Origin of the sequence: Enterobacter dykesii (genome assembly GCF_008364625.2) — a bacterium.
GTDB lineage: Bacteria > Pseudomonadota > Gammaproteobacteria > Enterobacterales > Enterobacteriaceae > Enterobacter > Enterobacter dykesii.
Genome location: NZ_CP126604.1, coordinates 1 through 14,655 on the forward strand (window position 1 = coordinate 1; position 14,655 = coordinate 14,655).

Consider the following 14,655-nt stretch of genomic DNA (forward strand, 5'->3'; position numbering starts at 1 on the left):
GTGTCACTTTCGCTTTGGCAGCAGTGTCTTGCCCGATTGCAGGATGAGTTACCAGCCACAGAATTCAGTATGTGGATCCGCCCGTTGCAGGCGGAACTGAGCGATAACACGCTGGCTTTGTATGCGCCAAACCGTTTTGTGCTCGATTGGGTAAGGGACAAGTACCTTAATAACATCAATGGACTGCTGAACGATTTCTGCGGGTCAGATGCCCCGCAGTTGCGCTTTGAAGTGGGCACAAAGCCGGTCACCCAAACCGTTCGTGAAACCGTGAACGTAGCAGCTCCCGCTCAGGCCGCGCCTGCTCCGGCCCCTCGCGTCGCACCCGCTCGTCAGGGCTGGGATAATGTCCCTGCACCGGCTGAGCCAACCTACCGCTCTAACGTTAACGTGAAACACACGTTCGATAACTTCGTTGAAGGTAAGTCGAACCAGCTGGCGCGCGCGGCGGCTCGTCAGGTTGCTGATAACCCTGGTGGGGCCTACAACCCGCTGTTCCTTTATGGCGGTACGGGTCTGGGTAAAACGCACCTGCTGCATGCGGTGGGTAACGGCATTATGGCGCGCAAGCCCAATGCCAAAGTGGTGTATATGCACTCCGAACGCTTCGTTCAGGACATGGTAAAAGCCCTGCAAAACAATGCGATCGAAGAGTTTAAACGCTACTATCGTTCCGTTGACGCGCTGCTCATCGATGACATCCAGTTCTTTGCGAATAAAGAACGATCGCAGGAAGAGTTTTTCCACACCTTCAATGCCCTGCTGGAAGGCAATCAACAGATCATTTTGACCTCGGATCGTTATCCAAAAGAGATCAACGGCGTTGAAGATCGTCTGAAATCCCGCTTCGGCTGGGGACTGACCGTGGCGATCGAGCCACCGGAGCTGGAAACCCGCGTCGCGATCCTGATGAAGAAAGCCGATGAAAACGACATTCGCCTGCCGGGCGAAGTGGCGTTCTTCATTGCCAAGCGTCTGCGCTCCAACGTGCGTGAACTGGAAGGGGCACTGAACCGCGTTATCGCCAATGCCAACTTCACCGGTCGTGCGATCACCATCGATTTTGTACGTGAAGCGCTGCGCGATTTGCTGGCATTGCAGGAAAAACTGGTCACTATCGACAATATTCAAAAGACGGTGGCTGAGTACTACAAGATCAAAGTGGCAGATTTACTGTCTAAACGTCGTTCCCGCTCGGTGGCGCGTCCGCGTCAGATGGCGATGGCGCTGGCAAAGGAGTTAACCAACCACAGTCTGCCGGAAATCGGGGATGCGTTTGGTGGCCGTGACCATACGACCGTGCTGCACGCTTGTCGTAAGATTGAGCAGTTACGCGAAGAAAGCCACGACATAAAAGAAGATTTTTCCAATTTAATCAGAACATTATCATCGTGACGCTATGAAATTTACCGTTGAACGTGAACATTTATTAAAACCGCTGCAACAGGTGAGTGGCCCATTAGGTGGCCGCCCAACGCTGCCTATTCTCGGAAACCTGCTGCTTCAGGTCGCGGACGGTACGCTGTCGCTGACCGGTACAGATCTGGAAATGGAAATGATCGCACGCGTTACGCTGACGCAGCCGCACGACGCGGGCGCGACCACGGTTCCGGCACGTAAATTCTTTGATATCTGCCGCGGGCTGCCGGAAGGCGCTGAAATCGCCGTGCAGCTGGAAGGCGACCGTATGCTGGTGCGCTCTGGCCGCAGCCGTTTCTCGCTCTCCACGCTGCCTGCTGCGGACTTCCCGAACCTGGACGACTGGCAAAGTGAAGTGGAATTCACCCTGCCACAGGCGACGATGAAGCGTCTGATTGAAGCCACGCAGTTCTCCATGGCGCATCAGGACGTTCGTTACTACTTAAACGGCATGCTGTTCGAAACCGAAGGTGAAGAGCTGCGTACTGTAGCTACCGACGGCCACCGTCTGGCGGTCTGTTCCATGCCGATTGGCGACGCGCTGCCAAACCATTCGGTGATCGTGCCGCGTAAAGGGGTGATTGAGCTGATGCGTATGCTCGACGGCGGCGACACGCCGCTGCGCGTGCAGATCGGCAGCAACAACATCCGCGCACACGTGGGCGATTTTGTCTTCACTTCGAAGCTGGTTGACGGTCGTTTCCCGGATTATCGCCGCGTATTGCCGAAGAACCCGGACAAAACGCTGGAAGCGGGATGCGATAGCCTCAAGCAGGCCTTTGCTCGTGCGGCCATTCTCTCCAACGAGAAATTCCGCGGCGTGCGCCTGTTTGTTCATGAAAACCAGATCAAAATCACCGCTAACAACCCGGAGCAGGAAGAGGCAGAAGAGATTCTGGACGTCACCTACGCCGGCGCTGAGATGGAAATCGGCTTTAACGTCAGCTACGTATTGGATGTGCTGAATGCGCTGAAATGCGAGAACGTGCGCATTTTGCTGACCGACTCCGTTTCAAGCGTACAGATTGAAGATGCCGCATCACAGTCGGCTGCCTATGTTGTCATGCCAATGAGACTGTAATGTCGCTCACCCGTCTGTTGATCCGCGACTTTCGCAATATCGAAAGCGCGGATCTCGCTTTATCCCCTGGCTTTAACTTCCTGGTTGGCGCCAACGGCAGCGGCAAAACCAGCGTGCTTGAGGCCATCTATACGCTCGGCCACGGTCGGGCGTTTCGCAGTTTGCAGATTGGTCGCGTCATTCGCCACGAGCAGGAATCCTTTGTTTTGCACGGGCGTTTGCAGGGGGCGGAGCGGGAAACCGCCATCGGCCTGACCAAAGACAAGCAGGGCGACAGTAAGGTGCGCATCGACGGCACCGACGGCCATAAAGTGGCGGAGCTGGCGCTGCTGATGCCAATGCAGCTGATTACGCCGGAGGGGTTTACTTTACTCAACGGCGGCCCCAAATACAGAAGAGCATTCCTCGACTGGGGATGCTTTCACAACGAAGCCGGTTTCTTTAACGCCTGGAGCAACCTGAAGCGTCTGCTCAAGCAGCGTAACGCTGCACTGCGCCAGGTTACCCGTTACGCCCAGCTGCGTCCGTGGGACATGGAGTTAATCCCTCTCGCGGAACAAATCAGCAACTGGCGTGCCGAATACAGCGCAGGTATCGCCGAAGATATGGCCGACACCTGCAAACAGTTTTTACCTGAATTCTCTCTCACCTTCTCCTTCCAGCGCGGCTGGGAGAAAGAGACGGATTATGCCGAGGTGTTAGAGAGAAGCTTCGAGCGCGACCGCATGTTGACCTACACCGCGCACGGCCCGCACAAGGCGGATTTCCGCATTCGTGCCGACGGTGCACCGGTGGAAGACACGCTGTCGCGCGGGCAGCTCAAGCTCCTGATGTGCGCGCTGCGCCTGGCACAGGGAGAGTTTCTCACCCGCGAGAGCGGAAGACGCTGCCTGTACCTGATAGATGATTTTGCCTCGGAACTTGATGACGCGCGGCGCGGGCTGCTTGCCAGCCGCTTAAAAGCCACGCAGTCGCAGGTTTTCGTCAGCGCCATTAGCGCTGAACACGTTATAGACATGTCGGACGAAAATTCGAAGATGTTTACCGTGGAAAAGGGTAAAATAACGGATTAACCCAAGTTGAAATGAGCGAGAAACGTTGATGTCGAATTCTTATGACTCCTCCAGTATCAAAGTCCTGAAAGGGCTGGATGCGGTGCGTAAGCGCCCGGGTATGTATATCGGCGACACGGATGACGGCACCGGTCTGCACCACATGGTATTCGAGGTGGTAGATAACGCTATCGACGAAGCGCTCGCGGGTCACTGTAAAGACATCGTGGTCACCATCCATGCGGACAACTCCGTCTCCGTCACCGATGATGGTCGTGGCATCCCAACCGGTATTCACCCGGAAGAGGGCGTATCTGCTGCGGAAGTGATCATGACCGTGCTGCACGCAGGCGGTAAGTTTGACGATAACTCCTATAAAGTTTCCGGCGGCCTGCACGGCGTAGGCGTCTCCGTGGTTAACGCCCTGTCGCAGAAGCTGGAGTTGGTTATTCAGCGCGAAGGCAAAATCCACCGTCAGCTCTATACGCATGGCGTGCCGCAGGCACCGCTGGCCGTCACTGGCGATACCGACAAAACCGGTACCATGGTGCGTTTCTGGCCGAGCCTTGAAACCTTCACCAACGTCACCGAATTCGAGTATGACATCCTGGCGAAACGCCTGCGTGAACTGTCGTTCCTGAACTCCGGCGTCTCTATTCGCCTGCGCGACAAGCGTGACGGCAAAGAAGACCACTTCCACTACGAAGGCGGTATCAAGGCGTTCGTTGAGTATCTGAACAAGAACAAAACGCCTATTCACCCGAATATCTTCTATTTCTCCACCGAAAAAGACGGTATCGGCGTGGAAGTGGCATTGCAGTGGAACGACGGTTTCCAGGAAAACATCTACTGCTTCACCAACAACATTCCACAGCGCGACGGTGGTACTCACCTTGCAGGCTTCCGTGCGGCGATGACCCGTACCCTGAACGCCTACATGGACAAAGAAGGCTACAGCAAGAAAGCGAAAGTCAGCGCCACCGGTGATGACGCCCGTGAAGGCCTGATTGCCGTTGTCTCCGTGAAGGTGCCGGATCCGAAGTTCTCCTCACAGACCAAAGACAAGCTGGTCTCTTCTGAGGTGAAATCGGCGGTTGAACAGCAGATGAACGAACTGCTGAGCGAATACCTGCTGGAAAACCCGTCCGACGCGAAAATCGTGGTGGGCAAAATTATCGATGCGGCGCGTGCCCGTGAAGCGGCGCGTAAAGCCCGTGAAATGACCCGTCGTAAAGGTGCGCTGGACTTAGCAGGCCTGCCGGGCAAACTGGCTGACTGCCAGGAACGCGACCCGGCGCTGTCCGAACTGTACCTCGTGGAAGGGGACTCCGCGGGCGGTTCTGCGAAGCAGGGCCGTAACCGTAAGAACCAGGCGATTCTGCCGCTGAAGGGTAAAATCCTCAACGTTGAGAAAGCCCGTTTCGACAAGATGCTCTCTTCACAGGAAGTGGCGACCCTCATCACCGCGCTGGGCTGCGGCATCGGCCGTGATGAGTACAACCCGGACAAACTGCGCTACCACAGCATCATCATCATGACCGATGCGGACGTCGACGGCTCGCACATTCGTACGCTGCTGTTGACCTTCTTCTATCGTCAGATGCCTGAAATCGTTGAGCGTGGCCACGTCTACATTGCACAGCCGCCGCTGTACAAGGTGAAGAAAGGCAAGCAGGAACAGTACATTAAAGACGACGAAGCGATGGATCAGTACCAAATCGCAATCGCCCTTGATGGCGCGACCCTGCACGCGAACTCGCACGCCCCTGCACTGGCCGGTGAGCCGCTGGAGCGTCTGGTGTCAGAGTTCAACGCCACGCAGAAAATGATTACGCGTATGGAACGCCGCTATCCGAAAACGCTGCTGAAGGAGCTGGTTTATCAGCCAACCCTGACCGAAGCCGATCTGAGCGACGAGCAGACCGTGACCCGCTGGGTGAACGCCCTGGTGACCGATCTGAACGAGAAAGAGCAGCACGGCAGCATGTGGAAATGCGATATCCAGCAGAACACCGATAAGCAGTTCGAGCCTATTATTCGCGTGCGTACCCACGGCGTTGATACCGACTACCCGCTGGAACACGAGTTTGTGACCGGTCCGGAATACCGCCGTATCTGCACGCTCGGCGAGACGCTGCGCGGCCTGATCGAAGACGATGCGTTCATCGAACGTGGCGAACGTCGTCAGCCGGTAGCCAGCTTCGAGCAGGCGCTGGACTGGCTGGTGAAAGAGTCCCGTCGTGGCCTCGCGATCCAGCGCTATAAAGGTCTGGGCGAAATGAACCCGGAGCAGCTGTGGGAAACCACCATGGATCCGGAAAGCCGCCGCATGCTGCGCGTTACCGTTAAGGACGCGATTGCTGCTGACCAGCTGTTCACGACCCTGATGGGCGATGCGGTTGAACCACGTCGTGCCTTCATCGAAGAGAACGCCCTGAAAGCGGCAAATATCGATATTTAAACGTCGTTATGCCGCACTATAACTGGCCGCGCTTTTAGCGCGGCTTTTTTATGGGCGCTGGAAGGTCCAGTGACATCGCTGCCGGTAAACGGCTCGCCAGCGTATCTATCGCTATTCTTACCCTCAGCGGCAGATGTGGCGTCTGCTGCCACACGGCATGAACGTTGAAATGCACATCCGGTGCCTGCTTTAAGAGCGGGACGAGTTTACCCTGATGAATATCTTTGACGACCATCCAGCAGGGCAGCCATGCAATGCCGTGTCCGGCCAGCGTAGCGTCGCAGATAGCCTGCAAATCATCCATATTGAGGGACGATCGGGGTGTAAAGGTGTGCGACGTTCCTTCGTTATCCATCAGCTGCCAGGACAACACTCTGCCTGCGCTCAAATAGTTGATGGCCGTATGCTGGGATAAATCATTAACGCTTTGTGGCTGGCCTTTCTTAAGCAGATACTCCGGCGCGGCGCACAGCACCATGCGGTGTTCTCCCAGCTTTCTGGCGACCAGCACGCTGCTGTCCTGAAGCGTGCCGTTACGCACTGCCATATCAAACCCTTCCTCGACGAGATCCACCACGCGGTCGCTGAATGACATTTCCAGCTCAAGCCCGGGGTGTTCCTGCGCCAGCGCTATCAGCAGCGGGGCGACGCACTGGCGACCAAAGAGCACCGGCATGGCAACGCGCAGGCGGCCACTGACCTGCTGTTTCCCCGTTTCAAGCAGCGATTCTGCACCCCGAATCTCCTCCAGCGCGCGCAGGCAGCGTTCATAAAATAGGGCGCCGTTATCGGTCAGACTCTGGCTGCGGGTGGTGCGCTGAAAAAGACGTACCCCCAGCCGTTGTTCAAGGCGAGCGATGCTTTTCCCCACCGCCGAGCGTGATAAATGCAGACGAATGGCGGCCTGAGCAAAACTTCCCGCCTCAACGGCGGCCACAAAAACAGGAATATCCTTCAGCGTATCGGTCATGGATTGTATCTGTTATGGCGTCAATAAAGAGAAAACTTATCGCCACTGGAGACCTTTAGTCAACGGTAGACTGTCAGGACTAAAGCTCATCTGATGGCAGGAGAAATAAAATGACAGAGACAATGCAACGCTGGTCCCTGGACGCCCTCGGGCGCGAGAGCCTCAAGCTCATAAAGGAACCCGTTCCACAGCCCGGCCCGGGTGAGATCCGCGTGCGGGTGAATGCCGTTGCGCTTAACTATCGCGATAAAATGGTTGTTGAAGGCACGATGCCGATCCCGCTTTCCTTCCCGTTTACCCCGGCGTCTGACATGGCGGGAGTGGTGGACAGCATTGGCGAAGGCGTCACGCGTTTCCAGCCCGGCGCCCGCGTCATCTCAACCTTCTTCCCGGAGTGGATCGACGGTAAGCCGCAGGCGGACGCGCGTAATTTGCCCTATAAAACGTCCGGCGGATACTTTCAGGGAATGCTGTCCGAGTATGTGATTGTGATGGAAGACGCGCTGGTGGCCTCCCCGGAGACCCTGGATGACGCCGAGGCCAGCACCTTACCCTGCGCAGGGCTTACCGCCTGGTTTGCGCTGGTGGAGCGCGGCCAGCTGCGCGCCGGGCAATCGGTGCTGGTACAGGGCACGGGCGGCGTGGCGATATTCGCCCTTCAGATTGCAAAAGCGCACGGCGCGGAGGTGTTTGTCACCTCGGGGAGCGATGAGAAACTGGCGCTGGCCAAAACGCTGGGGGCCAGCCAGGGCATCAACCGCCTGAAGGGCGACTGGGCTGAAAATACGCTGGCGCTCACGCAGGATCGCGGCATCGACCATATTATCGAAACCGTGGGTGGGGAGAACCTGAAGCATTCCCTGCGCGCCGTTGCCGTTCACGGACGTATCTCCGTCATTGGCGTGCTGGCCGGGACGGAGATTACGCTCTCTGCTGGCGAACTGTTGCTGAAATCCCCCGTCATTCAGGGGATTGGCGTGGGGCACCGCCGGGCGCTGGAAGATTTTGTCCGCGCAGTTGACGTCACGGGGCTGAAGCCGGTGATTGAGCATCGCTACCGTTTTAACGAGCTTGAACAGGCGTTTGAACATCTGGATCGCGGCGCGTTCGGTAAAATTGTTCTCACCCGCGAGTAAGCCTTTGTTCCCCGGAATAAACGTAAAAGGGGCATTCCTGTTGCGCATTGTAGCTCTATTTTTGTGTGCTTAATCGCGTTAGCATGAGGCAGCACTCATTTATTCCGGGGAACTCATGGCTATCAAACTCATTGCAATCGACATGGACGGCACGCTGCTGCTGCCAGACCACACCATCTCTCCAGCCGTTAAAAACGCGATCGCCGCGGCGCGCGCAAAGGGCGTGAATGTAGTTCTGACCACGGGGCGTCCGTATGCGGGCGTACATAGCTATCTGAAAGAGCTGCACATGAATCAGCCTGGCGACTACTGCATCACCTATAACGGCGCGCTGGTGCAGAAAGCCGCAGATGGCAGTACGGTTGCGCAAACCGCGCTGAGCTACGATGACTACCTGTTCCTGGAAAAACTGTCCCGTGAAGTGGGTTCCCACTTCCACGCCCTCGATCGCAATACGCTCTATACCGCCAACCGCGATATCAGCTACTACACGGTACATGAATCCTACGTTGCGACCATTCCGCTGGTGTTCTGTGAAGCGGAGAAAATGGACCCGGCGACGCAGTTCCTGAAAGTGATGATGATCGACGAGCCGGAGATCCTGGATAAAGCGATTGCGCGCATTCCGGCGGAGGTAAAAGAGAAGTACACCGTGCTGAAAAGTGCGCCGTACTTCCTCGAAATCCTCGATAAACGCGTCAATAAAGGCACCGGTGTCAAATCACTGGCCGATGCGCTGGGCATTAAACAGGAAGAGATCATGGCGTTGGGCGACCAGGAAAATGACATCGCGATGATCGAATTCGCCGGTATGGGCGTGGCGATGGATAACGCCATTCCATCCGTGAAAGAAGTGGCTAACTTCGTGACCAAATCCAACCTCGAAGACGGCGTGGCTTATGCCATTGAGAAGTTTGTGCTGAACTAAAAACCCGCTTGCGATACCCTGATGCGATAACTGCGCATCAGGGTATCCTCATGAAACAAATCACCTTCGCTTCCCGCCACCATCAGCTCACCAACATCAATACCTGGACGCCGGACAGCCAGTGGCTGGTCTACGACGTGCGCCCATCCGGTGCGTCGTTCACCGGTGAAACCATCGAGCGGGTTCATGTCGCTACGGGTGAGGTAGAGGTGGTATATCGCGCGACTGACGGCGCGCATGTCGGCGTGGTGACCGTTCATCCTGCAGAAGAGAAATATGTCTTTATCCACGGCCCGAAAAACCCGGATGCAGACTGGCACTACGATTTTCATCATCGCCAGGGAGTGATTGCGCAAAACGGTCAGGTGAGCAACCTGGACGCGATGGATATCACCGCGCCTTACACCGCAGGCGCGCTGCGCGGCGGCAGCCACGTCCATGTCTTCAGCCCGAACGGGCAGCTCGTCAGCTTTACCTATAACGACCATGTCCTGCACGAGCGCGATCCTAAACTCGATTTACGCAACGTCGGCGTGGCTGCGCCTTACGGCCCGGTGAACCCGCAGGGGAACCATCCCCGTGAATATTCGGGAACCTTCTGGAGCGTGCTGGTTAGCCGCACGACGCCCAACCCGCAGCCGGGCAGCGATGAAATCAACCGCGCTTACGAAGAGGGCTGGGTGGGCAACGACAGGCTGGCGTTTATCGGCGATACCCTCTCCGCGCAGGGCGAAAAAGTACCCGAACTGTTTATCGTCGACCTGCCGGAAGACGAGCAGGGCTGGAAGCGTGCGGGCGATGCGCCGCTACAAGGCACGACGGGGACCCTGCCAGCCCCGCCAGCAGGAGTAGAGCAGCGTCGTTTAACCTTTACGCATCAGAGGGCGTACCCGGGCCTGGTGAACGTGCCGCGTCACTGGGTTCGCAGCAACCCGCAGGGGACGCAGATTGCGTTTCTGATGCGGGATGATAACGGCATTGTGCAGCTGTGGCTGATCTCGCCTGAGGGCGGGGAACCGCGCCAGTTGACGCGTACCGGGAGCGATATTCAGTCAGCATTTAACTGGCATCCTGCGGGCGGCAGTCTGGGGTTTGTGCTCGAAAATCGGATCGCCTGCTGCGACGCACAGACCGGAGAGGTGACGTTTTTGACGTCCGATCATGGCAACCCACCGTCTGCTGATGCGGTCGTGTTTTCCCCTGACGGGCGCGTTATTGCGTGGATGGAGGAGACAGCCGGTTTCCGTCAGCTTTGGGCAACGGAAACCGCGCAGCGCTAGCGTAGAGGCATGTCAGCGGGCGGGATGACGGCGTTTGTTGCCAGATTCTCCTGCTCGCTTTTTTCTACCCGTGAGCGCACGGAGTTGTCCTTACGAAACACATCCCACGGCAGCAGAAGCGTATCCGCCACGGCCGTAAACGGCATATCCAGGATAACCAGGGATTTGGTGCCCCAGTTTGTATCGTCATCGGAGAGCATCGCCGCGCTGGCGCGCGTCCCCGGATATGTTCCTTCTTTACCGCCGGTGTGAGACATCACGCTCGAACACCCGCAAAGTAAAACTACCCCGCTGAACGTCGTCAGCTTTATCAGAACATTTTTCATCATCACTCAGTCATCGTTAATGGCACTGCATAGACCTGCAACTCAGGGTTATAGCGAGCCTTATCCAAAATGGATAGCCCGATAACCCCGCACTGTGGCAGCCATCGCAATTTAACCCTTTGTGCTGTTGTCCCAGTCTAAGCGAGATGCAGGAAAGTGCAAAAAAAAGTGCAGGTGTCGTTCTTGAAAAGCCCGATTGTAGACCCATTTTAAGAATGTGGCCCGATAACGAACTCGCCTGATGGGTGTTCGGGGGCGCAAAGGCCTGTCCATGGTGGAAGGCTACAATTTCTCGCTGATTTCAGGAGTTTTATTTATGCGTAACTTCGATCTTTCTCCGCTATACCGTTCTGCAATCGGTTTTGACCGCCTGTTTAACCATTTAGAAAATAACCAAAGCCAGAGCAACGGCTACCCTCCATACAATGTTGAGCTGGTTGACGAAAACCACTACCGCATCGCCATTGCCGTCGCCGGTTTTGCAGAAAACGAACTGGAGATCACCGCGCAGGACAACCTGCTGGTGGTGAAAGGTTCCCATACGGCCGAGCAGAAAGAACGTACCTACCTTTATCAGGGCATCGCCGAGCGCAACTTTGAACGCAAGTTCCAGTTAGCCGAGAACATTCACGTTAAAGGCGCGAACCTGGTCAACGGCCTGCTGTTTATCGAACTGGAACGTGTGATTCCGGAAGAGAAAAAACCGCGTCGTATCGAAATTAACTAATTACGCGGGTCGCGTGAGCGGCCCACCCAGACTTGCTTGCCGTAACGGGAGCATATGCGAATCCACCAGGATTTGCAGGAACAACTGCGCACAAAACTACACTGTGCCGAACTCGCTTCTCAGAAGGAGATTTAGTATGCGTAACTATGATTTATCCCCCCTGCTGCGTCAGTGGATTGGTTTTGACAAACTGGCTAACGCCCTGCAAAGCACCACCGAGCAACAGACGTTTCCGCCGTACAATATCGAAAAAAGCGACGATAACCACTATCGCATAACCCTTGCGCTGGCCGGTTTCCGCCAGGACGATCTGGACATCCAGCTTGAAGGCACTCGCCTGACCGTGAAAGGGGCGCCGGAAAAACAAGAGACCGAGACCAAATGGCTGCATCAGGGGCTGGTTAATCAGCCGTTTAGCCTGAGCTTTACCCTGGCAGACCATATGGAAGTGTCCGGCGCAACGTTTACCAACGGGCTGCTGCATATCGACCTGATCCGCAACGTGCCGGAAGCCATCGCGCCGCAGCGTATCGCCATTAGCGAGCGGCCTGCGTTGAATAGCTAATAGTGTGCGGGCTGATGCCCTCACCCCGGCCCTCTCCCGCAGGGAGAGGGTGAAAAGATAAAGCCCTGCTCCGGCAGGGCTTTTTTGTGCGCCATCGCCCATACAACCGACCCCAGCTCTGAGAGAATCCTTAGCATAACTAAGGTTATGATAAGGAAGTGGGTCATGAGTGATATCGCGTTAACCGTCAGCGTGTTGGCCCTGGTCGCTGTTGTTGGCCTGTGGATAGGTAATATCAAAATCCGTGGCGTCGGGTTTGGGATAGGCGGGGTACTGTTTGGCGGCATTTTTGTCGGCCACTTCGCCGACAAGCTCGGGCTGGTCCTCAGCGCCGAGATGCTCCACTTTACTCAGGAGTTCGGTCTGATCCTCTTCGTTTATACCATCGGTATTCAGGTGGGACCGGGCTTTTTCGCCTCACTTCGGGTCTCCGGATTACGGCTCAACCTGTTTGCCCTCGGCATTGTGGTGATGGGCGGGCTGGTCACCGCCATTCTGCACAAAATCTTCGATATCCCGCTCCCCGTGGTGCTGGGCATTTTCTCCGGGGCGGTCACCAACACGCCTGCGCTCGGTGCCGGGCAGCAAATCCTTCGCGATTTGGGCATCGAACCCGGCATTGTCGATCAGATGGGGATGAGCTACGCCATGGCCTATCCGTTTGGGATTTGCGGCATTCTGCTCTCCATGTGGCTGGTACGCGTTCTGTTTCGCATTAACGTCGACAAAGAGGCGAAGGACCACGAAACCACGCTCACCAACGGCCATATGCCGATCAAAACCATCAACATTCGGGTCGATAACCCCAACCTGAACAATATGGCGATTCAGGACGTGCCGATCCTGAACAGCGCCAATATCATCTGCTCTCGCCTCAAGCGTGACGATATGCTGATGGTGCCCGCGCCCGGCACCGTCATTCAACAGGGCGATCTGCTCCACCTCGTCGGCCAGCCCGGAGATTTAAACAACGCTCGGCTGGTGATTGGTCAGGAAGTGGATACCTCGCTCTCAACCCGCGGTACCGACATGCGCGTGGAACGCGTTGTGGTGACTAACGAGCACGTTCTCGGCAAGAAAATACGCGATCTGCAGGTAAAAGAGCGCTACGACGTAGTGATCTCCCGTCTCAACCGTGCGGGTGTTGAACTGGTCGCCAGCCCGGAGGCCAGCCTGCAGTTCGGGGATATCCTCAACCTGGTTGGGCGCCCGTCGTCCATCGACGCCGTCGCGGATATGGTGGGTAACGCCCAGCAAAAACTGCAGCAGGTGCAGATGCTGCCGGTGTTTATCGGCATCGGGCTCGGCGTGCTGCTCGGTTCTATTCCTGTGTACGTGCCGGGCTTCCCGGTGGCGCTTAAGCTGGGCCTGGCGGGCGGGCCGCTGATTATGGCGTTGATCCTCGGGCGTATCGGCTGCATCGGTAAGCTCTACTGGTTTATGCCGCCGAGCGCCAACCTGGCGCTGCGCGAGCTGGGTATCGTGCTGTTCCTGGCGGTGGTCGGCCTGAAATCCGGCGGTGACTTTGTCGATACCCTGGTCAGGGGCGAAGGGATGAGTTGGGTCGGCTACGGTATTTTCATCACGGCGATCCCGCTGTTGACGGTAGGCATACTGGCGCGGATGTTCGCCAAAATGAATTACCTGACGCTGTGCGGGATGCTGGCGGGCTCCATGACCGATCCGCCCGCGCTGGCCTTTGCCAATAACCTGCACACTACCAGCGGCGCGGCAGCGCTCTCCTATGCCACCGTCTACCCGCTGGTGATGTTCCTGCGCATCATCACCCCGCAGCTACTGGCGGTGCTGTTCTGGGGGATGAGCTAGCAGCTCGTCCGGGTGGATGCGCCGCAGATGGTAGTCCACCTGGTAATCACTGGTATTTCGGAACATCACGGAATAATTGAGGAACTCGCCGCTGTCGCTGTAGGAGAGAGAGGTAATTCGCAGCAGCGGCGTCTGTTCCGGCAGGTTCATATAACCGGCCAGCGTTTTATCTGCCAGCACCGGCGTCAGGCTCTCGTAGTTGCCGCTGATAGTGATCCCGCACTCCTTCTCGATGTAATCAAACTTAGACCCCTCAAGATGCGCCAGCGACAGATTGCGAAACAGCTTCACCGGCATAAAGCTGTCCTCCAGCATCAGCGGTTTCCCGTCCACGTAGCGCACCCGCCGGGAAAAATAGATCCTCTCATCCACCTGAATCCGCAGCTGGCTGGCAATGGCGGGCGGGGCGGGCATCACTTCGAACTGCAGCACCTTGCTCTGCACCTCTTTTCCCTGCTGACGCAGCACCTCCACCAGCCCGGTTAGATTGGTGGTTTCGTGGTGAACGTCTTTGCGTGAGACAAAGGTTCCGCTGCCGTGCCGTCGCTCAACCAGCCCCCAGCTCACCAGCAGATCCAGCGCCTTGCGGATGGTCATTCGCGCCACGCCGAACTCCTGCGCCAGCGTTTTTTCGCCGGGCAGCGGGCTGCCGATGTTGTAGTCCGACGAATTCAGCCGCAGCCGCAATCTGTCAGCAATGGATTTGTAGATCACCAGTAGACCTCTCTGCCCTTATCAGGGCGTGGATTGTGTCCTGACATGTCCATATTTATGCCAAAAAGTAGACCTGATTGGTCAAAATAAAACCATGAATGCGATCACGAATCGCAGCGGCACGCCATGTTCGCGCATCAGTAAGTTCTTATGCTCACCTCAGGCCAGC

General features: G+C 56.7%; 13 protein-coding genes and 1 other annotated feature. Of the genes, 10 read left to right on the plus strand and 3 right to left on the minus strand.

The genetic code is table 11. The annotated features are described in order from the left end of the window. Genes dnaA through gyrB form a run of 4 tightly spaced genes read left to right on the plus strand, consistent with a single transcriptional unit; the run spans window position 1 to window position 6,013 of the window. On the plus strand, window positions 1-1,395 hold the full coding sequence (gene dnaA / locus F0320_RS00005) for a chromosomal replication initiator protein DnaA (RefSeq protein ID WP_010426558.1): 1,395 nt from the start codon (window positions 1-3) through the stop codon (window positions 1,393-1,395). Between the two features lie 4 nt (window positions 1,396-1,399). Next, the gene (gene dnaN, locus F0320_RS00010) at window positions 1,400-2,500 is read left to right on the plus strand and encodes a DNA polymerase III subunit beta (RefSeq protein ID WP_047650027.1); all 1,101 of its coding nucleotides are present in this window, start codon (window positions 1,400-1,402) and stop codon (window positions 2,498-2,500) included. After that, window positions 2,500-3,573, plus strand: coding sequence for a DNA replication/repair protein RecF (gene recF, locus F0320_RS00015; protein ID WP_023309805.1), 1,074 nt, complete (start codon window positions 2,500-2,502; stop codon window positions 3,571-3,573). The genes dnaN and recF overlap by 1 nt, the downstream gene beginning before the upstream one ends. A gap of 28 nt (window positions 3,574-3,601) precedes the next feature. Next, the gene (gene gyrB, locus F0320_RS00020; RefSeq protein WP_126330344.1) at window positions 3,602-6,013 is read left to right on the plus strand and encodes a DNA topoisomerase (ATP-hydrolyzing) subunit B; all 2,412 of its coding nucleotides are present in this window, start codon (window positions 3,602-3,604) and stop codon (window positions 6,011-6,013) included. A 34-nt stretch (window positions 6,014-6,047) separates the two neighbouring features. Here the strand turns inward: gyrB and F0320_RS00025 are convergent, their stop codons facing one another. Then, window positions 6,048-6,983, minus strand: a complete 936-nt coding sequence (locus F0320_RS00025; RefSeq protein ID WP_126330346.1) for a LysR family transcriptional regulator — start codon at window positions 6,981-6,983, stop codon at window positions 6,048-6,050. A gap of 110 nt (window positions 6,984-7,093) precedes the next feature. Between F0320_RS00025 and F0320_RS00030 the strand changes: the two genes are divergently transcribed. The 3 genes from F0320_RS00030 (at window position 7,094) to F0320_RS00040 (ending at window position 10,327) form a co-directional block, all read left to right on the plus strand. Beyond that, window positions 7,094-8,119: a zinc-dependent alcohol dehydrogenase family protein gene (locus F0320_RS00030; protein ID WP_126330348.1), complete on the plus strand. Its 1,026-nt coding sequence runs from the start codon at window positions 7,094-7,096 to the stop codon at window positions 8,117-8,119. A 115-nt stretch (window positions 8,120-8,234) separates the two neighbouring features. Then, a complete protein-coding gene (yidA, locus tag F0320_RS00035; protein WP_032662059.1) occupies window positions 8,235-9,047 on the plus strand; it encodes a sugar-phosphatase in 813 nt (270 codons plus the stop codon). A gap of 50 nt (window positions 9,048-9,097) precedes the next feature. Further along, the gene (locus tag F0320_RS00040; protein ID WP_149323938.1) at window positions 9,098-10,327 is read left to right on the plus strand and encodes a DUF3748 domain-containing protein; all 1,230 of its coding nucleotides are present in this window, start codon (window positions 9,098-9,100) and stop codon (window positions 10,325-10,327) included. On the opposite strand, the gene F0320_RS00045 is transcribed toward F0320_RS00040, so the two are convergent. After that, window positions 10,324-10,656 (minus strand): YceK/YidQ family lipoprotein, encoded by a 333-nt coding sequence (locus F0320_RS00045; protein ID WP_047650018.1) that lies wholly within the window; start codon window positions 10,654-10,656, stop codon window positions 10,324-10,326. The genes F0320_RS00040 and F0320_RS00045 overlap by 4 nt on opposite strands. Window positions 10,657-10,904: 248 nt before the next feature. Further along, window positions 10,905-10,976: a sequence feature (ROSE (Repression Of Heat Shock gene Expression) occurs in the 5'-region of heat shock genes and acts as an RNA thermometer to modulate expression.), on the plus strand. Here F0320_RS00045 and ibpA point away from each other — a divergent pair. The 3 genes from ibpA (at window position 10,970) to F0320_RS00060 (ending at window position 13,772) form a co-directional block, all read left to right on the plus strand. After that, complete coding sequence (gene ibpA / locus F0320_RS00050) at window positions 10,970-11,380, plus strand: small heat shock chaperone IbpA (RefSeq protein WP_008500162.1); 411 nt, start codon at window positions 10,970-10,972, stop codon at window positions 11,378-11,380. It overlaps the preceding feature by 7 nt. A 136-nt stretch (window positions 11,381-11,516) precedes the next feature. Then, entirely contained in the window at window positions 11,517-11,945 is a 429-nt protein-coding gene (gene ibpB, locus F0320_RS00055) for a small heat shock chaperone IbpB (protein ID WP_126330352.1), read from the plus strand. A gap of 165 nt (window positions 11,946-12,110) precedes the next feature. Further along, window positions 12,111-13,772, plus strand: coding sequence for a putative transporter (locus tag F0320_RS00060; RefSeq protein ID WP_047650015.1), 1,662 nt, complete (start codon window positions 12,111-12,113; stop codon window positions 13,770-13,772). Here the strand turns inward: F0320_RS00060 and F0320_RS00065 are convergent. Next, window positions 13,740-14,486, minus strand: a complete 747-nt coding sequence (locus tag F0320_RS00065) for a GntR family transcriptional regulator (RefSeq protein ID WP_126330354.1) — start codon at window positions 14,484-14,486, stop codon at window positions 13,740-13,742. The two genes, F0320_RS00060 and F0320_RS00065, sit on opposite strands and share 33 nt — an antisense overlap. Window positions 14,487-14,655 lie beyond the last annotated feature (169 nt).

Excerpts from the sequence above, each read along its gene's own strand:
- yidA (WP_032662059.1), top strand. The coding sequence starts at position 8,235 with ATGGCTATCAAACTCATTGCAATCGACATGGACGGCACGCTGCTGCTG.
- F0320_RS00040 (WP_149323938.1), top strand. The coding sequence starts at position 9,098 with ATGAAACAAATCACCTTCGCTTCCCGCCACCATCAGCTCACCAACATC.
- ibpA (WP_008500162.1), top strand. The coding sequence starts at position 10,970 with ATGCGTAACTTCGATCTTTCTCCGCTATACCGTTCTGCAATCGGTTTT.
- dnaN (WP_047650027.1), top strand. The coding sequence starts at position 1,400 with ATGAAATTTACCGTTGAACGTGAACATTTATTAAAACCGCTGCAACAG.
- F0320_RS00045 (WP_047650018.1), bottom strand. The coding sequence starts at position 10,656 with ATGATGAAAAATGTTCTGATAAAGCTGACGACGTTCAGCGGGGTAGTT.
- F0320_RS00060 (WP_047650015.1), top strand. The coding sequence starts at position 12,111 with ATGAGTGATATCGCGTTAACCGTCAGCGTGTTGGCCCTGGTCGCTGTT.
- F0320_RS00030 (WP_126330348.1), top strand. The coding sequence starts at position 7,094 with ATGACAGAGACAATGCAACGCTGGTCCCTGGACGCCCTCGGGCGCGAG.
- ibpB (WP_126330352.1), top strand. The coding sequence starts at position 11,517 with ATGCGTAACTATGATTTATCCCCCCTGCTGCGTCAGTGGATTGGTTTT.
- gyrB (WP_126330344.1), top strand. The coding sequence starts at position 3,602 with ATGTCGAATTCTTATGACTCCTCCAGTATCAAAGTCCTGAAAGGGCTG.
- F0320_RS00025 (WP_126330346.1), bottom strand. The coding sequence starts at position 6,983 with ATGACCGATACGCTGAAGGATATTCCTGTTTTTGTGGCCGCCGTTGAG.
- recF (WP_023309805.1), top strand. The coding sequence starts at position 2,500 with ATGTCGCTCACCCGTCTGTTGATCCGCGACTTTCGCAATATCGAAAGC.